Consider the following 19,458-nt stretch of genomic DNA (forward strand, 5'->3'; position numbering starts at 1 on the left):
TGTTTCTTCGCGTAGTTGATACGCCTACTTTCCACGTCTCTAGTTTAACACATAGAGAGGGCTAAAGCCCCCTGAGTTGGCTGTATCCCCTCGCTAAAGCGGAGGGGTTTTAGCCCGCCCACATCACTACTATAAGCCTCAACCGCTTGCTGGGCTGTTTTGAGATCAACCCCTAGCTGCTCTCGGGTAAGTTTGATGGCATCGATGAGCCGTCCCTCTTCCGCTGCCTGCATCGCCGCGACTGGAATGGTAATTGTGGGGTCTTGGTTCGGTGAGTTAGATTTTTTCATGGTTGGCTAAGGCGTGCAGACGATGCTCAAGGATAGCTGATTGTTGCTGGGCAGCGGCGAGCTGCTGTTGGGCGGCAGTCACCACCTCGGGTTGCGCTTTATTCAGAAATTTAGGATTGTTAAGCCGAGCACTGAGGGATTCGATCTCTCGCTGGAGGCGATCGCGATCCTTGGTGAGTTTTGTAACGAGTGCCTCCAGATCGACCACGCCAGCTAGGGGAATCAGAATTTCACTGCTGCCCACCACGCCGCTAAAAACTTGAGCCGGGGCTTGGACGCCTGGGGCAATGGTGAGGGTCTCGAGGCGTGCTAGATGGCAAATATCTGCTGCGCTCGTCGTCAGTATGGCAGCATCATCGGCACTGGCATCAATAAGCGCCGTAATCATTAATCCGGGCTTAATCCCCGCTTCAGCCCGCAGATTACGAATGGTACGGATTGTCTCCAGCACCAGCGCAAATTGAGTTTCCAGGTCTCCATTGATGTGGGCGGGGTCGGCAAGGGGATAGGTTTGCTGCGCTAACAACTGAGAGTCATCAACTTGGTGGAGGGTATGCCAAATCTCTTCGGTAATGTGGGGCATAAAGGGGTGCAACAAGCGCAGGATACCATCGAGCACCGTGGCTAAGACCTGCTGAGCAGTGCGCTTGGCCTGGGGATCAGTTCCCTGCAAGCGAGGCTTGACCAGTTCAATATACCAGTCGCAGAAATCCCCCCAAATGAACTCGTAGAGTCCTTTAGCGGCTTCCCCTAGGCCGTAGGTGTCAATTCGGTGCGTGGTCGCCTGAATACAGGTGTGATAACGGCTTAAGATCCAGCGATCGCCTTGGGTTAGGGCAGCAGGTGTTGGGGTTCCTAACTGGGCGGGGGACTGCCCCTCCAAGTTCATCAAGACAAAGCGGGACGCATTCCACAGCTTGTTGGCAAAGTTACGCGCGGCTTCGACGGTGGCCGACTCATCGGTTTTGCGGTTGTACTCTAGGCGAATATCTTGACCTGCTCCCACCACTTCCTTGACAAGGCTATAGCGCAGGGCATCGGTGCCGTACTTCTCAATCAGGATAAGGGGATTAATGCCATTGTTGGCAGATTTAGACATTTTTTTGTTGTTTTCATCCCGCACCAAGCCGTGAATATACACGTCTCTGAAGGGAATGGCACCTGTAAAGTACTGCCCCATCATTGTCATGCGGGCAACCCAGAAGAAGATGATGTCAAACCCTGTCACTAAGGTGGCATTGGGGTAGTAGCAGCGATAGTCAGGCGTATCCTCGGGCCAACCTAGGGTGGAAAATGGCCATAGCCCCGACGAGAACCACGTATCCAAGACATCCTCATCCTGTTGCAGTTGGATAGCCTCACCAAACTGCGCCACTGCTTTTGAGCGCGCCTCAGCCTCGTCCATAGCTACCACAAAGGGGGTGTCGTCGCGCACCTCGCCGTTGGTTTCACTAATGACATACCACGCAGGAATCTGATGCCCCCACCAGAGTTGCCGTGAAATACACCAGTCCCGTAGGTTCACAAGCCAGTCCCGATAGACTTTGGCCCATCGCTCCGGAATAAACCGTGGTGAATTGTCCTGATCGAGGGCGTGGAGGGTTGCGTCGGCTAGGGGACGGATTTTTACAAACCACTGGGTGGAGAGGAGGGGTTCAATGGGCACTTTGCCGCGATCGCTGTAGGGAACAGTATGCTTATAATCCTCAACCTTCACTAAATAGCCCTCAGCTTTCAGTCGCTCGACGACTGTCTTGCGAGCCACAAAGCGATCTAACCCTGCAAACTCACCAGCATTCTCATTGAGGGTGCCATCCTTGTGCATGAGGTTAATCATTGGCAACTGATGGCGTTGTCCCATGATAAAATCGTTGGGGTCATGGGCAGGGGTCACCTTGACGCACCCCGTGCCAAAGGCAGGATCAACCAGCGAATCCGCAATAATTGGAATGTCGCGGTTCATGAGCGGCAGGCGCAGGGTTTTGCCGATTAAATGGCGATAGCGATCGTCGTCCGGATGGACGGCTACGGCGGTATCCCCCAGCATGGTTTCTGGGCGGGTTGTGGCCACTTCTAAATAGCCTGACTCATCAGAGAGGGGGTAGCGTAAATGCCATAGGTGCCCCTGCACCTCGCGGTTTTCCACTTCCAGATCCGAGACAGCGGATTGACTGGCGGGGCACCAGTTCACTAGGTATTTGCCACGGTAGATAAGCCCCGCCTCGTAAAGCCGGTTAAAGGCCGTTAAAACCGCACGGGATAAGCCCTCGTCCATCGTAAACCGTTCCCGCGACCAGTCCACCGACAGCCCTAGGCGCCGTAGTTGAGAAACAATTGTATTGCCGGAGGTGGTCTTCCACTCCCATGCTTTCTTTAGGTATGCATCCCGACCAATGGCAAAGCGGGTTGTTCCCTCTGCCTGTAGCTGCTGATCTAAAATCGCACTGACGGCAATGCTGGCGTGATCGGTACCCGGCAGCCACAGGACATTGTCGCCACGCATCCGGTGGTAGCGAACCAGAACGTCGATGAGCGCGTGTTCAAAGGCGTGCCCCATGTGCAGGCTGCCCGTAACGTTCGGGGGCGGAATTACAATACAGTAGGGGGTACCGCTGTGCTGTGGATCAGCATGGAAAGCGCCGCTGCTTTCCCATTGTTGCTGCCACTTGGCTTCAGTCTGACGTGGATCGTACTGACTCGGGAGCGTAATCGCGTTTGTCATGGCTTAGGGTACAACTCAACGGGCAATGGCTTAAGCCATCACCATACCACCATCAACATTAAAGACTTGGCCGGTAATGTAGGAGGCGGCTGGATCAAGGGCTAAAAACCGCACCATGCCCGCAACCTCTTCGGGGTTACCGTAACGACCAAGGGGAATAAATTTAAGAATTTCATCAGCTTTCAGCCCTGCGGTCATGTCTGTGGCAATAAAGCCGGGGGCAACGGCATTGACGGTAATACCCCGACTGGCCAGTTCTTTAGCAACGGTTTTGGTGAAGCCAATCACCCCTGCTTTGGCGGCACTGTAGTTCGCTTGGCCGGGGTTGCCCATTTGCCCTGCCACTGAAGCAATATTAATGATTCGCCCCCGTTTTTGTTTGAGCATTAGTTTACTCACCGCCCGGGTGCACAAAAATACGCCCGTCAGGTTTAGGTTAATCACGGCTTGCCAGTCCTCAAGGCTCATCCGCAGCAGCAGGGTATCGCGGGTAATGCCTGCATTGTTAACAAGCACATCGATGCGGCCATAGGTGTCTAGGGTTTTGGCGACAAGGGTTTCAACCTCTTCAGCCACAGAGACATCCGCAGCGATCGCCGTTGCCTGTCCCCCTTGGCCTTGAATGGTGTGCACGACCTCCATCGCCGCCTCTGCTGATCGCGCATAATTAACAACGACGGCTGCTCCTTGGCCAGCTAACTCAAGGGCGATCGCCCGACCAATCCCACGGGATGCACCAGTAACAATGGCAACTGCTGTTTCACTCAACCCTATATTCTCCTAATGACCAGATGAGACATCACTCATCATTCGTTCGCTATTAGTTCGCTTCACCGCTCATCATACCATCATGATATGCCCTACACCTTAGGGGCATCGCGGTAGTACACATCCTTTAGCCAGCGTTCGACCACATCCCCATAGGCCTTAAGGCTATACTCTTGCTCCGCTTGTTGGCGGCACGCTGAGCGACGAATCTGCTCAATTTGACCAAGGGCACTAATAAGGTCGGGCACTGAATCGGGGGTCACTAAAAAGCCCGTTTGCCCATGGCGGACAATTTCACTGGGCCCCCCGCGATCGTAGGCAATGACGGGCACGCCGCAGGCTAAACTTTCAATGACCACATTGCCAAAGGCTTCGACCCAGCGGGAGGTGAGCAGCAAGGCTTTACACCGCCGTAGGTGTGCCTGCATCTGTTGGGTGGGCAAAAACCCAAGGTATTCAATGGGGGCATCGGGATATTGAGCCTGAATTCGCTGCCAATAGTCAACATCCTGCATCTGTCCCATAATTTTTAGGGGAGTGCGGGTCACATTTGCCGCTGCCACGGCATCTTCTAACCCCTTTTCGGGGGCAATGCGCCCCAGCCAGCACAGGACATCGTCGGGGTCGGCGCAAAATTCGTAGAGGCTTAAGTCTAGGCCACTGCCTAAGCATACACAGCGATCGCCAAAGGGAAAGGTCGCTGCTTGGGTGCGCGTATAGACCCCAATACTGCCGGGATACTGGTCAATCACAGTGGCGATCGCCTGATCCATCACCTCAGAAATCGAAGCCATACTCACCAAGTGTGCCACCGGTCGAGATAACCATGGAGTCAGATAAAAGGGTAGCCAATCGTAGGCAAAATTAACGATGAGATCGTACCCCTGCTGTAGCTGCCGCACCCGTGCCCACAGATTAGCTAGGACACTATTGCTGGGCATGACAATCGGCTGGTCTCGGCGTTGATGCTGGGCAGGCACCTGTAGGGCACCGGGAATCTCCTCAATGGCAGCGGGTACTGGCAGGCGCGATCCACAGGGAGCAAGAATCTGAATCTCGTAGCCGCGGGGTTGCAAAGCCAAGACCATATTGAGGAGGGTGAGTTCAACCCCACCCCCTTGACCGGTACCCAACGGCCCGACAGAGGTCGATGCAAACAGGAGCTTCAGAAATCCCCCTCGCCTTAACGCAGTGCCTCAGCACCGGCGACCACTTCGAGAATCTCTTGGGTAATGGCCGCTTGGCGAGCTTTGTTGTAGGACAGGGTCAGTGTACCAATGAGGGTTTGGGCGTTGTCGCTGGCGTTATTCATGGCCGTCATCCGCGCGGCTAGCTCTGAGGCAGCGGCTTCTTGCAGTGCCCGCAGCAATTGGTTGCTCAGGTAGAGGGGCAAGAGCGCATCTAGGATCTGTACGGGATCCTGCTCAAAAATCATGTCTGGGGGCAGTGCTGGCAGGTTTGAAGTGACCTTCTCGCGGTTCACCTCCAGATGGGAGGCCCGGGTGGTCAGACGGAAAATTTCATCATCGGCTGCCTCTAGTCCTTGCGGATCAAGGGGGAGCAGCGTTTGCACCACCGGCTTCGAGCTAATCAATGAGACAAACTTGGTGTAGATCAGCTCCACCCGATCCACGGTTTCTGACAAAAAGAGGGAGAGCAACTCATTGGCAATTTGGCCTGCTTCGCTGGCAGAGGGGATTTGCTCGAGGCCAGAATAAACCGCATCGATGGGATAGTCACGGCGCTGGAAGTACTGAGCCGCCTTGCGACCCACGATCACTAGGGTATATTTAATTCCCTCTGCCTCTAGTTCTTCGGTGCGCTCCTTGGCGCGACGAATCACGTTGGTGTTGTAACCGCCACAGAGGCCGCGATCGCCGGTAACAACTAACAAGGCCACAGTCTTTACAGGACGTTTTGCCAGTAGGGGTAAGTTGGCATCTTCAAAGCGTAGCCGCGTTTGTAGCCCGTAGAGCACTTGAGCTAGGCGATCGGCAAAGGGACGACTCGCCATCACCTGCTCTTGGGCACGGCGCACTTTTGCTGCCGCCACGAGGCGCATGGCTTCGGTAATTTTGCGGGTATCTTTGATGGTTTTGATGCGATCGCGAATAGCTTTGAGATTGGGCACGGTAATCTATACTCCTAAGCAAAGCGTCCCTGCCCTAAGATTTTAGCCTAGAGGGGGATCGCCGCGATCGCCTAGGTGGGGGTTTCCGTCGGGGCTATCTCAGGTGAGCGTCCCCGCGCTAACACTGTGAGAATCGGGACAGCCAAGGCAGCTAAGGGAGGAACAACCCGCCCCACCGGCTGCGGTAAGGTTAAGCTCACACTCAGGGCGGAAATAACTGTTGCTGCAATCCCCGTTAGCCAAAGTGCATACCCCTGTCGGCGCAACTGCCGTTTTAGATGGCGGTTTTCCTGAGCGGCAAGGGTTAATTCTGTGGGTACAACTGTTGAGACTTGAGCGCGCAAGGCCTCATTGTCGTGGCGCAGTGCATCGGCCTCTAGCTTTATCTGCTCTAGTTCTGCGTTGAGGGTATTGCGCTCTGTTTCCACTTGGGTCAGTTGCCGCGTCAACTGTGCTAATTGCTGCGCCAGACCAATATCGTGGGGTTCGTTGAGGAGCGCCGTTTCTTCTAGGGAGTCTGGGGGGGCGGCGGCTAAGGCGTCCTGTAGTTGCTGCTCTAGTGCAGCCTTTTCGGTTTGCAGTGAGGTGAGTTGGGCGTTGAGTTCTGCTAGAGTCGTCGCTTGGTCTTGCAGCGTTAGCAGTTGCTGCTGTAGCTCTTCTTGCTGCGTGATGGCTTGGGCAAGCTCCTGTTCCAAGTTTTGGCGCATTCCCTCAAGAGCAGTTTTTTCAGCCGTTAACCGCGCAACTTGTTCTTTTAATAGATCGCTTGCGTGTGTAGCTTGCTGACTGGCCAATTGCTCTTGCAGGCGCTGAACCTCTGCGGTAGCCCTTTGATAATTCGCTCGTAGGTCACTGAGTTCGCGGTTGAGGTGATCTCGCTCGGTTTGGAGAGTCGTTAGTTCAGTGGTCAGTTGGCTAATTTGCTCTTGCAGGTCAGCATTTTGGGCGATCGCCCGCTGCTCTGCTGAACTGGTCAGCGATTCTAATTCGGCAGCGAGGGAGCTTAAATCAACCTCCTCAGGTTGACTCGCAGTGCGTGCCAGTTCCCCCAAATCCGTAATAATGGTTTCTAACAAATCATCGGGTGGGTTGCTAGGATTTTCGGGACTTGGCATAGTCTGTCACCTCAGTTGATAAGGCGCTAAGAATTCTTCCAATTATAGCTATAGCGATCGCCGATACTATTCTCTAGGCTAGAAGCAGCAAACTGTCTGAAAAGAAATTTTTTGGCTCGGGATCCTCACCATTCTTGGAGTTACTTAAATTGTATGAGTCAATCAGCATACCTGATTCAATTATCAGACTTGCACTTATTTTCAAACAGCAGTGGCACACTGCTAGGGTTACGCACCGCGGATTCCTTGGCCGCTATTTTAGACACGCTCCAACACCAGTTCCCCCCACCGGATGCATTGTTATTAACCGGCGACTTGGCGCAAGAGCCGTGCACCCAAACCTACACAAACCTTGCCAACGCCTTGAAGACCTTCCCCTGCCCGGTCTATTGGCTTCCCGGGAACCATGATGATCCCGCCGCCATGATCCCTGCCCTTGCGCAACCGCCCCTCAGGGGCGATCGCCTCATGTCCCTTGGGGCGTGGCAAGGCATTCTGCTGAATTCTCAAGTTGAGGGTCAGGTTCACGGTGCCTTAAGTGAGACGACGCTACACTGGCTGGACGACCAGTTAAGCAACTGCAGCGATCGCCCCACCTTCATTGCCCTGCACCACCCTCCCTTTCGCACGGGTGCACCATGGCTAGACAGTAGCCGCCTGCAAAACCCAGAGGCACTCTTTGGCATCCTAGACCGTCATCCTCAGGTCAAGCTAGTGCTGTTTGGTCATATTCACCAGTCCTTTATGGCCGAGCGCCAAGGAGTGACCTACCTCGGGTGCCCCTCCACCTGTATTCAGTTTTTACCCCGTGCGGCTAAATTTACTCTTGAACCCATCGGGCCTGGGTTTCGTCAACTTTGGCTAGAGGCCGATGGCACCGTTAGAACCCAAATCCAGCGCGTGACCATTCCACTCACCTTGGATTTTACTTCTGAGGGCTACTAAAAACTAGGCGACAATCGCCTTTGTAGGCTATACCTAATTACAAGCAGGTTAGGAGTGTTGGGTCATGAACCTAAGTCGGAGCACCGATGAGATCAAATTGGTACCGGAGATGACCACTGGTCGCATCCCCTATACTCCTCGCAACCATCGCCGTATTCTCTGTGTATTCCCTCGCTACAGCCGTTCCTTTGGCACCTTTCACCACGCCTACCCGCTCATGGGCACCGTCCGTGCCTTTATGCCGCCCCAAGGGATTCTGCTGGTGGCTGCCTACTTGCCAGAGTCGTGGGAAGTGCGCCTCATTGATGAGAATGTGGCTCCGGCCAAAGAGGCTGATTACGCTTGGGCAGACGTTGTCATCACTAGCGGGATGCACATTCAACGCGCCCAAATTAACGAAATTAATGAAATTGCCCACCGCCACGGTAAACTCACGGCACTCGGAGGACCATCGGTGTCTAGCTGTCCTGAGTACTACCCCGATGTTGATATTTTGCATTTGGGGGAGTTAGGCGATGCCACCGACAAAATGATTGCCTACTTTGACGAGTATGGCTCTCAGCGACCACCGCAGCAACTGATCTTTGAAACCACTGCTCGCCTCCCCCTCAGTGAGTTTCCCATACCTGCTTATCAGCATGTGCGGATGGCAAACTATTTTCTTGGCAGTGTGCAGTTTTCCAGTGGCTGCCCCTTTCGTTGTGAGTTCTGCGACATTCCCGAACTCTATGGCCGTAATCCGCGCCTCAAAACGCCCCAGCAAATTCTCAAAGAATTGGATACCATGCTGGCGTCGGGGAATCCGGGAGCCGTTTATTTCGTAGATGATAACTTCATTGGCAATCGCCGCGCGGTAACTGAGTTATTACCCCACCTCATTGACTGGCAAAAAGCCAATGGCTATCCGTTGCAATTTGCCTGTGAAGCCACCCTCAATATTGCCCAAAGTCCCAAACTACTGGAGATGATGCGGGAGGCGTACTTCTGCACAGTGTTCTGTGGCATTGAAACGCCGGAGCCAGAGGCGCTGCACGCCATCCACAAAGACCAAAACCTGAGTATGCCGATTTTACAGGCGGTGCAAACCCTGAATAGCTATGGCATGGAAGTCGTCTCAGGGATCATTATTGGGTTTGATACCGATACCCCTGAAACGGGCGATCGCATCCTTGACTTCATTCGTGCCTCCCACATTCCCACCCTCACCATTAACCTGCTCCACGCCCTACCGCGAACCCCCCTGTGGCGCCGACTGGAAGCTGAAGGCCGCCTCAACCATGACGAAAATCGCGAATCTAATGTCGAATTCCTGATGCCCTACGAAGAAGTAGTAGAGATGTGGCGGCGCACCATTACCACCGCCTACGAACCAAAATTTCTCTACGAACGGTTTGCCTATCAGATGGAGCACACCTATCCCAACCGCATTGCCGTCCCCAATAGCCGAGCACGGCTAAGTCGCGAAAATATTCTCCGGGGTCTGCGGATTATGAAAAATATCCTCTGGCAGGTGGGTCTTCGCAGTAGTTATCGAGACACCTTTTGGCAACTGGCTTGGCCTGCCCTGAAGAAGGCGCAAATTGAACAACTCATCCACGTTGGTGTGGTAGGACATCACTTGATTAATTTCGCCCAAGAATGCGCCCGAGGTGATGAGGCAGCGTCGTTCTATTCCCAGCGGCTACGCAAAACAGCAACAGCAGCCGCCCCCCTACAAACGGCTGGACTATCGGTAAAACTCCGCTAATTACTGCTTAGTTATATAATGAACTATATGGGTTTACGGCATTGCTGAATAGACGTATGACTTTCGGGTTTGAGTCTTTTGCCGCCCTCACCCTAGCCCTCTCCCAACGGAGAGGGAACAAGACTCTTAGCTCCCTTCTCCTTGGGGAGACGGGTTGGGGATGAGGGAATTCATAGCCACATTCAGCAACACCGATTTAGCAATAGTGCTGCACGACATGAAATGATTGAATCTCCCTCTTCTGAGTTATTGATGCACGTGGCAGACTACTTCAAGGTGCTGGCGGAGCCAAGTCGCCTGCAAGTGTTGTGCGCCCTAAAACAGGGACGACGCAATGTCTCAGAAATTATTCAGCATACTGGCTTAGGCCAAGCCAATGTGTCTAAGCATTTGAAAACCTTGGCTCAAGCAGGCTTGGTGCGTCGCCACCCCCAAGGGGTTACTGTCTATTACGAAATTGCAGATCCAACTATTTTTCCCTTGTGTGATCTGGTCTGCCAACGCTTAAGGCAGCGACTTGAGGAGCAATCCCAAGCCGTCAGCCAGTGGGCGAATAACTTTTCCTAAAAAAATCGGGTCTATCGGACTTGGTATGCTAATGTAACATGCTATACGAAATCTGAGATATGCAGCTACTTCTAACTGATCTAGTCAACCTACCTGGAATTGAGGTTGAAGATTATACCGATGTTGCGGGAGAATTGATTCTTATAGTGGAAGCAAAGACAACCGAGGCGATTTGCCCACGTTGCAAACAAAAAAGTTGTCATTTACACCAGAATCATTGGTATCTAGTGCGAGATTTAAGCATCAGTGGACGAACCGTATTTCTTAAGATCAATCGTCGCCAGTTTAAGTGTCGAACTTGTGGTAAGCCATTCAGTGAAACGCTCGATTTCATCGGCAATCGTCGCAAGCAAACGGATCGATTTGCTCAGTCAATCGTGCAACAGGTTTTGCACAGCGACATTCATAATGTTGCAATTTCAAATGGTCTCACTGATGAAGAAGTATGGTCAATGGTACAGTATGTCAGTAAAAAAAACTCCACGTCGATGTGAATTCAGTAAAACGATTAGGTATAGATGAGATTTCCTTAGGTAAAGGACAAGGAGATTACATAGTTGTTTTGGTCGATTTAGAGCGGCGAATTCCCCTTGCCTTTGCCCCTTCTCGCAAGCAGGAAGATGTGAGGCAAGTGCTTGAGGCATGGGGAGCAGCAGTACTCAATCAAATTATTGAGGCGAGCATTGACCTGTCTGGAAACTATAAAAGTTTGGTTCATAAACTCCTACCGAATGCTACAGTGGTTGCCGACCGATTTCATGTTATGAAGATTGTGAATCAGGAATTGGATAAGGCTCGACAAAGTATTTGTAAAGCGAATGAGCAGACGGTAAATGAAGTCCAGAAAGCCCAGATTGCAGCCGCGCTCAAACAAAGTAAATATGCGTTACTCAAGCCGGAGGAAAATCTAACTCAGAAGCAAAAAGCAAAACTGGAAGAAATTCGAGAAGTAGTGCCAAGTCTGGCTCGAATGCATCAGGAGAAGGAATCGTTTAGAGCCATCTTTGAGCAAGCAAAAGATTGGAAAGATGGAACCTTTCAATTGCTCGATTGGTTAGCTCAAGCTCAGGATTCTTTTCAAGAGAGCGTAAGAACAATTTGTCGGTGGTTTGGTGAAGTCACCGCCTATTTTGATAATCACACAAATAGTGGTGTTGTTGAAGGTATTAACAATAAATTGAAGCTGATCAAGCGGTCAGGTTATGGGTTCAGGAACTTTGACAATTTTCAGTTACGTTGCTTAATTTGCTGGCATTTAGCTATTGATTAAGCATAACTCGGACGATAGAGCCGAGAAAGGTAAGCACAAAGCTCAATATCGATTTGAGTGGAGTGTGTAGAGGGGCTGTGGCAGCCCCTTCTAAGGTCAAGTTAGAGCAGATTGGCTTTGCTCTAGCCTAACTCAGAGAAGCCTCGCCGTTCCACGGCGGGGAGTGTCACGACTGCCAGTCGCAGACTGGCGCCGGGGGCTGTATCCCGTCACTGACCACCTCTCGACGGTACAGTGCGGGGCTGATCTACCCCCCTCTCAGCTAAACGGATCTGCTCTTGATAATGGGCGATCGCCTCCTGATGCGCCTGATCTCCCGCACTCCCTGCTTTTCGAGAATCTAACTCACTGAAGGCATCTAGGCGACCATACAAAATCACCACATCTCCAGGATGAATCACCGTCGAACCCTGAGGTGCCCCAATATATGTTCCATCAGACCGTTGGATTCCTAGCACCAGCATCCCCTCCTGATACAGATCCGTTTCCTGCAACGGCTTGTCTGCCAGCCAATCGTCGGGGTCAATTTGTAGTTCGATCACCCCATAATCTTCCGCAAGGCGCAGCAGGCTGGCATAATCTCGCACGTCTAAATGGGTCCAACGCCGGAGCGCCCACTCCACCCAATGCGAGAGCAAACGACTGACCCAGCGATTCGTTGACAGCACCCACAGTACCGCAATTCCCAACAAAAGCAACCCCAGCCGAGGCAGCCACTCTTGCGGCCCTGCCACATTAATAAACGTCAACACCAGTGAAGAAATCACCGTAATCAGCCCAGCATTACCCAGCAACATCAGCCACATCAAAATACGGCGGCGTACAGGGTGAGCAACCACCAGCTCAGATTCACTTGTCGTGAAACCCGAACCTGTGATGGCAGAATGGGCTTGAAATTTAGCCGCCTCACGAGATAGCCCAGTCAAGGTCAATGCTTCAGCGGCAATCCGAGTGATCAATAGCGACAGAGTAATGGTCAGTAAAACAGAGATTAGCGCTGCCAAGCAAAGCACCTCCTAACTGACTAGAGGACTCCATAACCTGAAATTTCACCACAGAGATACAGCGCCACTTCTCCATGCCCTCAGTGTCTCTGTGGTTCTAAGCCACAATCCTTAGCATACGCTGAGATAGCTCGTAATCAGCCCTGCAGTGCTAGAGGTAAGGCAGCCTGCGTGTCCACTGCGTGCTGATTCACCAAGGCACGTATAATAAGTTTTGTAACACCCTGCCGAATTCTGCGTACCAAGAATGATTGAAATTCCTGCCCCGCTTCAGCCTATTGTGACCTTTGCCCACCCAGTTTTAATGTGGGTGTTGTTTGCATTAACTCTCTACGCGATGTATTTAGGGATTCAAACGCGTCGCTTGCGCTCCCTTAGTGGGGAGGAGAAGAAGGCACTGATTCAAGCCAAGGTGAATATTAAGCATCACCAAGTCGGTGCATTTTTACTGGCGTTTATGGTGTTGGGAGCGATTGGAGGCATGGCGGCTACCTACATCAATAACGGTAAGCTCTTTGTGGGGCCTCACTTACTTGTTGGCTTGGCAATGACAGGGTTGGTGGCCATTTCTGCTAGCTTGACTCCCTTCATGCAAAAAGGCAGTGAAGTGGCGCGGGTGCTGCACATGACCCTCAATATGTTGCTAGTGGGGTTCTTTGGTTGGCAGGCTGTGACTGGGCTACAAATTGTCCAGCGAATTCTGAACGCCAATTAGGACAACCAGTCCTCCGCGTTTTGTCAACCATTGGCTAACCAGTTGCAAGAAGTCTGCAGTAAGCAGAGTCTTTTATGCCAGAATAGAACTGTTTGCATTACTGCAAATAATTCTTAAAGGCGATCGCCACGCTTTTGGTTTTGCAGACGGTTTACTTCTTGGCAGCTATGACAACCCTTTCCCTGACAACTCCGACCGCTACAGCTGTACAGCTGACAAATTTGCGTAAACTCTTTGGCCATTTTCCAGCCATTGAAGAGGTTAGCCTGAGGGTGCACGATGGTGAAATTCTGGGGTTATTGGGGCCGTCTGGCTGTGGTAAAACCACGCTGCTGCGACTCATTGCTGGCCTAGATACGCCCGATCAGGGCACAATTACGATTGGCGATCGCTGTGTTACGGCCCCAGGCCTATTTGTGCCACCGGAGCAGCGCTCCTTGGGGATGGTTTTTCAGGACTTTGCTCTGTTTCCCCACCTTACGGTTGCTGAAAATATTGCCTTTGGTTTGCAACAACATCGTTTTAGTAAAAAGCAAATTCAAGAACGGGTGATGGCAATTCTGTCCTTAGTTCATTTGCAGGGGATGGAAAAGCGATACCCTCACGAACTGTCGGGGGGACAGCAACAGCGGGTCGCATTAGCACGGGCGATCGCTCCCCAGCCTGCGGTGATTTTATTGGATGAACCCCTGAGTAACTTAGATGCTCAAGTTCGGCTACAGCTACGGGAGGAATTGCGTACGATTCTCAAGGCCTCCGGTACCACAGCCATTTTTGTTACCCATGATCAAGAGGAAGCCCTGAGCCTCTCGGATCGATTAGCTGTTATGCGCCAAGGTCGCCTAGAACAGGTGGGTACCCCTGAAGAGATTTATTGTCAGCCCGCTTCACGGTTTGTAGCAGGGTTTATTAGCCAAGCCAACTTTCTATCCGCCTGTGCCCAAGGTAGCCATGTCCTCACTGATATTGGCACATTCCCCCTCCTAGAGGCTGCTCCAGCCGTACAGGGTGAACTCATGATTCGCGAAGAAGATGTCATGCTCCAGCCACACCCCCCCTCAGAAACCACCTTAATTGTTCGCGATCGCCAGTTCCTAGGGCGCGAATACCGCTACTGTGTGCAGGCACCGTCGGGCAAAGAACTCCATGCCCGCCTACCCGTGAATGTAGTGATTCCTGTTGGTGCCACGGTGGCCTTAACCGCTCCTGCAGAGGCTGTGCGCTTTTTTCCCAAAGAGACCTGATGTGACCTAGAGTTGCCAGCCCAAGAAGGTTAAAATAGGGGGCAATTCGACAGGAGTGTGCTATGGCCATCAAAAAAGGAGATTTTGTTAAGGTTATTGCTGAAAAACTGACCAACAGTTTGGAGGCGCTTGCTAGCGATCGCCGCTATCCGCCATACCTGTTTGAAGGGCGTGGCGAAGTGGTGGATATTCGCGGTGAGTATGCCCAAATTAAGTTTCCCGTGCCTACCCCGACCGTTTGGCTAAAGCTTGAGCAACTCGAAGTGAGCCAGTAAATGTCTAGCCGCGTGGCCGTCCTCGGTGCCGGAAATGTCGGCAGTGCCCTTGCCCAACGACTTGCAGAGGGAAATATTGCTGATGTTGTCCTGCTAGATGTGATTGCTGGGCGCCCCCAAGGGCTTGCCCTTGATCTCACCCAATCGCGGCTTATTCAAGGACACGATCGCCAGATTCTAGGCACAACAGACTATAACGACATTCATCATGTTGATGTTGTAGTCATTACCGCTGGGTTCCCCCGCAAACAGGGGATGAGCCGCGACGACTTGCTAAAGCTCAACGGCAATCTGATCCAAGACATTACTCGCCAAGCTGTTGCCGTTGCCCCAGATGCAGTCTATGTCGTGGTTACCAATCCCCTTGATGTCATGACCCATGTGGCATGGCAGGTGAGTGGGCTACCCCCTCAGAAAGTCATGGGAATGGCAGGGGTATTAGATGCCGCCCGCTTTGCCGCGTTTATCGCCCTTGAGCTAAACATTTCTGTTAAAGATATTCGCGCCATGGTATTGGGGGGGCATGGCGACTTGATGGTACCCTTGCCGCGCTATTCCAGTGTTAGCGGCATTCCCATTACTGAACTGCTCCCTGCCGCCACCATCGATAGACTCATTCAACGCACGCGTCATGGTGGCGCCGAAATTGTCAACTTGCTGCAAACTGGCAGTGCCTTTTATACCCCCGCCGCTGCCGCTGCCCTAATGGTAGAAGCAATTCTCTCGAACCAAGCGCGATTATTGCCCGTGTGTGCCTACGTTGAACAGGCCTACAATCTCAGGGGGATGTATGTTGGGGTGCCAGCGCGCATTGACCGCCAAGGGGTCGCGCAAATTGTTGAATTGTCTTTGACAGAGAGTGAATTACAGGCATTACACGCCTCAGCCTATGCCGTCCAAGGCGTCATTGCCGCTACCCAAAGCCTGCTGAATTGATGCTCATTTCCCAACCCTGTCGGGTATGGTCGGAGATTGCTGTTTAGAAGGTGTTTAGAGAATCTTACTCTTCGAGCAGCCATAGTTCGCGGTTCACCGTGTTATCTAGGATTTGCGCTGGCCGTAACACTAGGAGAAGTTGGCCAAGAATGGGAGCGCTAGGAGCCTGAGGATACCAGGCTAGGCGCAGTGGCTCTGCGGTAGTCTCTTCGATGAGGAGGTAGCGATCGCCCTGCCACTCCTGTCGTCCCCGATCCACAATCAGTAAAACTTGGGTGATGGGGATCAGATTGTCGCTACTGGGTAGTTCTGCGGGCAACTCCGCCACCGGCCACAGTAGGGCAACCGGATCAACGGCATTTAAGAGCACTTGCCACCCAGGTAAGGCAACCACGGTGAGAGGGCGCTCAACATCGACCAGTGAAAATGCCCCTGTGGGCTTGAGGGCTGGAACCGCGGTCAGGGCTGCCGCGGTCAGAGGGGCACAACCAGCCACAGGAATCAGGTAAGGTAACTCTTCGGCAGTCTCTAGGCGATAGAGCGGCAAGCGGGGCTGGGGGGTGGCAGACACCACTGTCAAGTCGGTGAGGAGGGTTTCAAGGGCGCGGCGACCTTTCTCTGAGTCCACAAACCGGAAGCCTTGGGCAATGAGGCGCGATCGCTGGGCTAAATCTCGCTGTTGCCGTGCCAACTGCCAATAATAGTGACCAATGCGATCGCCTAGGGTATCTGTAAAGTCTTCGCTCTCACCCTTTTGGTAGCTCATGGTTTTGAGGGCGCGGCACACCTCATGGACAGTGGCTCCATCAAGTTGCTTTTCAACAATCAGGGTTGCTGCCGCAACGCGATCGCGTTGGGACAGTACCCGTAACTCGTAAAGCAGATCACTACCGCGCTCTTGGAAGTAGGCCAGCACTGAAGGGGAGGCATTGCCAGCACGTAGGCTTTGCGCCACTTGGACGGCAATGATGAGCTGGTTTTGGTGAATTGGCTCAATACCGGTCGCTTCAAAAATAGCCTGTGGCGAATGGCCAGCTTTCTGGAGGTGTTGGCACCCTTGCCCCCAATCTTGCCACGTTCCTTCTTTGCGGCGCAGCCGTTGCAGCAATTGTGCGGTCTGGGAATCAAGATCGTGACTCATGGGGTATCAACCTCCGCTGCCTCCATGCTCCCTGGGGGTAACACCGCCGCCGTAACGATACTGTCGTCTTCATCGAGCCGTTGTAGCCGCACTCCAGTTGCCGAGCGCGATTGCGACGAAATATCGATCACTTTTTGGCGAATGATAATACCGCGACTGGTCACAATCATTAACTCGTCGTCAGCATTGACAATCCGTAACGCTGCGAGGTGATCTTCATTGCTCTTGGCTTTGAATTTAGTGGCGGTAATCCCCATTCCAGCCCGATTTTGCAACCGAAATTGCTGGACGGGCACCCGCTTACCATAACCGTTGGTGGTAATGACCAACACCCACGGCCCTGCACTTTGGGCAGCCACCTCGTCGCTGTCGTCAGTGTCATCGCCATCATCGCCAGTGGCGCTCAAGCTCTTGGCGATCGCCCCAGGCAGAATATCCATCCCCACTAACTCATCCCCCGGACGCAGGTTCATCGACTTCACCCCACGGGTAGCCCGCCCCAACGGCCGTAGCTGATCGTGACTGGCACGAAAATGAATTGCCATGCCCTGCCGTGAGCCAATGATAATGGTGTCCTCTTCGCGGGTTCGCCGCACCCAGCGCAGTTGGTCTCCCTCCTCAAGGGAAATTGCAATGAGGCCATTAGTACGAATATGACTAAAGGCGGCAAGCGCCGTTTTTTTAATAAAGCCCTTGCTTGTGAGCATCACTAAGTACTCGTCGGCACTAAAATCGTGCACCGCAATGACGGAGGTGATCTTCTCTTCGCGGGGAATGGGCAGGAGTTGAACAATGGGAGTGCCGCGAGCTTGACGCGAGCCAGTGGGAATCTGATAGGCGGGCAGGGCATAGACGATGCCGCGATCGCTAAAGAAGAGGATGCGATCGTGATCGTTGCAGCCAAAGAAGTGCTCAACCGCATCATCCTCTTTAATTTCCGCCCCTTTGCGACCCCGGCCATCCCGACTTTGGGCTTCAAAGGTATCGACGGGCATCCGCTTAATGTAGCCCTGCTGGGTAACGAGAATCACTGATTTATCGTTAGCAATGAGGTCGGTATCGCTAATGTCAGCGTCGGCTTGGACAATCTGCGATCGCCGCGGTGTGGCAAACTTCGCTTTAATTTGCAACACCTCAGCTTCAATAATATCGAGTACCCGTTGTCGGTTGGCAAGGATATTGTGGAAGTCAGCAATTTGCCGCTGGAGCTCTTCGTGTTCGCGCTGAATCTTTTCTGCTTCTAGAGCCGTGAGCCGCCGCAGTTGCATCTGTAAAATGGCATCCGCTTGAGCCTCGCTGAGGGCATAGGTCTGCATGAGGTCTTGGCGTGCTAAGGCGGTATCGCTGGCAGCACGGATGCGTTGAATCACCTCATCAAGGTTGGCTAGGGCAATCAGCAGTCCCTGCAAGAGGTGATCTCGCTCTTCAGCTTTACGCAGAGCATAGCGGGTACGGCGGGCGATCGCCTCTTCCCGGAAGCTCAGGAATACTTCGAGGCTGCGCTTGAGGGTCAGCAGTTGCGGTTCGTTGTTGACGATCGCCAGCATATTGGCGCCAAAATTTACCTGTAGGGGGGTTTGCTTGTACAGATTATTCAGCACCACCCGGGGATAGGCATCCCGCTTGAGTTCGATGACCACGCGAATGCCCTCGCGATCGCTTTCGTCGCGCAGATCCGCAATGCCATCGATTTTTTTGTCGTTCACCAACTCAGCAATTTTTTCCATCAGAGCAGCTTTGTTGGTTTGGTAGGGCAGCTCCGTGACAATAATGGCCTCGCGGGGCTGACGACCGGGCACCTCTAGGGTTTCAATGGTGGCAACGGCTCTCAGGGTAATGGAGCCGCGCCCTGTGGTATAGGCATCTTGAATACCAGCTTGGCCAAGAATATGTCCGCCAGTGGGGAAATCAGGCCCCGGAATATAGCGCATTAACTCGCGATCGCTGATGTCAGGCCTGTGGATCAGTGCCACCAGTCCATCCACCAACTCACCGAGGTTATGGGGGGGAATGTTCGTGGCCATCCCCACCGCAATCCCAGAGGTGCCGTTTAGCAGGAGCTGGGGCACCCGTGCGGGCAAAACAAGGGGTTCCTGTTGTGAGCCATCAAAATTATCAACAAAGTCAACGGTTTCCTGCTCAATGTCTTGGAGCAGCGCTTCCGATGCCAGCGCTTGCAGCCGACATTCGGTATAACGCATCGCAGCCGGCGGATCGTTGTCAATGGAGCCAAAGTTGCCATGCCCATCAATGAGGGGATGGCGCATGGAAAAATCCTGAGCCATGCGCACGAGGGCATCATAGACCGCCGAGTCACCATGGGGGTGGTATTTCCCCAGCACTTCACCGACCACACGGGCACATTTGCGAAAGGGACGGTCTGCGGTTAAACCTAACTCGTGCATCGCGTAGAGAATACGACGGTGCACGGGCTTGAGGCCATCCCGGGCATCCGGTAGCGCCCGCCCAACAATGACGCTCATGGCATACTCGAGGTATGAGCGCGAAATCTCATCCCGCAGTTCAGTAGGGATAATGCGGTTGGAATCAGCAGCAAAGGTCATGGTGTGCCTCGTGAGAGACTCTTA

The 19,458-nt window shown here is 53.0% G+C and carries 16 protein-coding genes and 1 pseudogene; 8 read left to right on the forward strand and 9 right to left on the reverse strand.

What is annotated here, in order from left to right:
• Window positions 1-44: 44 nt before the first annotated feature.
• The 6 genes from BRW62_RS08600 to BRW62_RS08625 all read right to left on the reverse strand — a co-directional run bounded on the left by BRW62_RS08600 (window position 45) and on the right by BRW62_RS08625 (window position 7,026).
• Window positions 45-290: a hypothetical protein gene (locus tag BRW62_RS08600; RefSeq protein WP_099799091.1), complete on the reverse strand. Its 246-nt coding sequence runs from the start codon at window positions 288-290 to the stop codon at window positions 45-47.
• Window positions 277-3,012, reverse strand: coding sequence for a valine--tRNA ligase (locus tag BRW62_RS08605; protein WP_099799092.1), 2,736 nt, complete (start codon window positions 3,010-3,012; stop codon window positions 277-279). Before BRW62_RS08605 ends, BRW62_RS08600 begins: the two co-directional genes overlap by 14 nt.
• 30 nt (window positions 3,013-3,042) lie before the next feature.
• The gene (gene fabG, locus BRW62_RS08610) at window positions 3,043-3,780 is read right to left on the reverse strand and encodes a 3-oxoacyl-[acyl-carrier-protein] reductase (RefSeq protein ID WP_099799093.1); all 738 of its coding nucleotides are present in this window, start codon (window positions 3,778-3,780) and stop codon (window positions 3,043-3,045) included.
• Between the two features lie 92 nt (window positions 3,781-3,872).
• Window positions 3,873-4,913, reverse strand: a complete 1,041-nt coding sequence (locus BRW62_RS08615; protein WP_227517330.1) for a glycosyltransferase family 4 protein — start codon at window positions 4,911-4,913, stop codon at window positions 3,873-3,875.
• Window positions 4,914-4,963: 50 nt separating this feature from the next.
• Window positions 4,964-5,911: a F0F1 ATP synthase subunit gamma gene (locus BRW62_RS08620; RefSeq protein ID WP_099799094.1), complete on the reverse strand. Its 948-nt coding sequence runs from the start codon at window positions 5,909-5,911 to the stop codon at window positions 4,964-4,966.
• A 71-nt stretch (window positions 5,912-5,982) separates the two neighbouring features.
• Window positions 5,983-7,026 carry a coiled-coil domain-containing protein gene (locus BRW62_RS08625; protein ID WP_099799095.1) on the reverse strand — a complete coding sequence of 348 codons (1,044 nt, stop codon included), beginning with the start codon at window positions 7,024-7,026 and terminating at the stop codon, window positions 5,983-5,985.
• Window positions 7,027-7,179: 153 nt separating this feature from the next.
• On the opposite strand from BRW62_RS08625, the gene cpdA reads away from it, so the two are divergent.
• The 4 genes and pseudogenes from cpdA to BRW62_RS15520 all read left to right on the forward strand — a co-directional run bounded on the left by cpdA (window position 7,180) and on the right by BRW62_RS15520 (window position 11,555).
• Window positions 7,180-7,971, forward strand: a complete 792-nt coding sequence (gene cpdA, locus BRW62_RS08630) for a 3',5'-cyclic-AMP phosphodiesterase (protein WP_099799096.1) — start codon at window positions 7,180-7,182, stop codon at window positions 7,969-7,971.
• 109 nt (window positions 7,972-8,080) lie between these two features.
• Window positions 8,081-9,718 (forward strand): B12-binding domain-containing radical SAM protein, encoded by a 1,638-nt coding sequence (locus BRW62_RS08635; protein ID WP_376787942.1) that lies wholly within the window; start codon window positions 8,081-8,083, stop codon window positions 9,716-9,718.
• 222 nt (window positions 9,719-9,940) lie between these two features.
• Entirely contained in the window at window positions 9,941-10,285 is a 345-nt protein-coding gene (locus BRW62_RS08640) for an ArsR/SmtB family transcription factor (protein WP_099799098.1), read from the forward strand.
• Between the two features lie 59 nt (window positions 10,286-10,344).
• Window positions 10,345-11,555 (forward strand): annotated as a pseudogene (locus BRW62_RS15520) (ISL3 family transposase).
• 209 nt (window positions 11,556-11,764) lie between these two features.
• Here BRW62_RS15520 and BRW62_RS08650 read toward each other — a convergent pair.
• On the reverse strand, window positions 11,765-12,559 hold the full coding sequence (locus BRW62_RS08650) for a TrkA C-terminal domain-containing protein (RefSeq protein ID WP_099799099.1): 795 nt from the start codon (window positions 12,557-12,559) through the stop codon (window positions 11,765-11,767).
• A gap of 247 nt (window positions 12,560-12,806) precedes the next feature.
• On the opposite strand from BRW62_RS08650, the gene BRW62_RS08655 reads away from it, so the two are divergent.
• From BRW62_RS08655 to mdh, 4 genes are all read left to right on the forward strand, one after another.
• Window positions 12,807-13,274 (forward strand): DUF4079 domain-containing protein, encoded by a 468-nt coding sequence (locus BRW62_RS08655; RefSeq protein ID WP_099799100.1) that lies wholly within the window; start codon window positions 12,807-12,809, stop codon window positions 13,272-13,274.
• A gap of 167 nt (window positions 13,275-13,441) precedes the next feature.
• On the forward strand, window positions 13,442-14,518 hold the full coding sequence (locus BRW62_RS08660; RefSeq protein WP_099799101.1) for an ABC transporter ATP-binding protein: 1,077 nt from the start codon (window positions 13,442-13,444) through the stop codon (window positions 14,516-14,518).
• Window positions 14,519-14,580: 62 nt separating this feature from the next.
• Window positions 14,581-14,793 carry a photosynthetic/respiratory NAD(P)H-quinone oxidoreductase subunit O gene (gene ndhO / locus BRW62_RS08665; RefSeq protein WP_099799102.1) on the forward strand — a complete coding sequence of 71 codons (213 nt, stop codon included), beginning with the start codon at window positions 14,581-14,583 and terminating at the stop codon, window positions 14,791-14,793.
• Window positions 14,794-15,729, forward strand: a complete 936-nt coding sequence (gene mdh / locus BRW62_RS08670) for a malate dehydrogenase (RefSeq protein ID WP_099799103.1) — start codon at window positions 14,794-14,796, stop codon at window positions 15,727-15,729.
• Between the two features lie 64 nt (window positions 15,730-15,793).
• On the opposite strand, the gene BRW62_RS08675 is transcribed toward mdh, so the two are convergent.
• Window positions 15,794-16,870: a RuBisCO accumulation factor 1 gene (locus tag BRW62_RS08675; protein WP_099799104.1), complete on the reverse strand. Its 1,077-nt coding sequence runs from the start codon at window positions 16,868-16,870 to the stop codon at window positions 15,794-15,796.
• A complete protein-coding gene (gene gyrA / locus BRW62_RS08680; protein WP_099799105.1) occupies window positions 16,867-19,434 on the reverse strand; it encodes a DNA gyrase subunit A in 2,568 nt (855 codons plus the stop codon). The genes BRW62_RS08675 and gyrA overlap by 4 nt, the downstream gene beginning before the upstream one ends.
• Window positions 19,435-19,458 lie beyond the last annotated feature (24 nt).

Origin of the sequence: Thermostichus lividus PCC 6715 (assembly GCF_002754935.1) — a bacterium.
In the GTDB taxonomy this organism is placed as follows: Bacteria; Cyanobacteriota; Cyanobacteriia; order Thermosynechococcales; family Thermosynechococcaceae; genus Thermosynechococcus; species Thermosynechococcus lividus.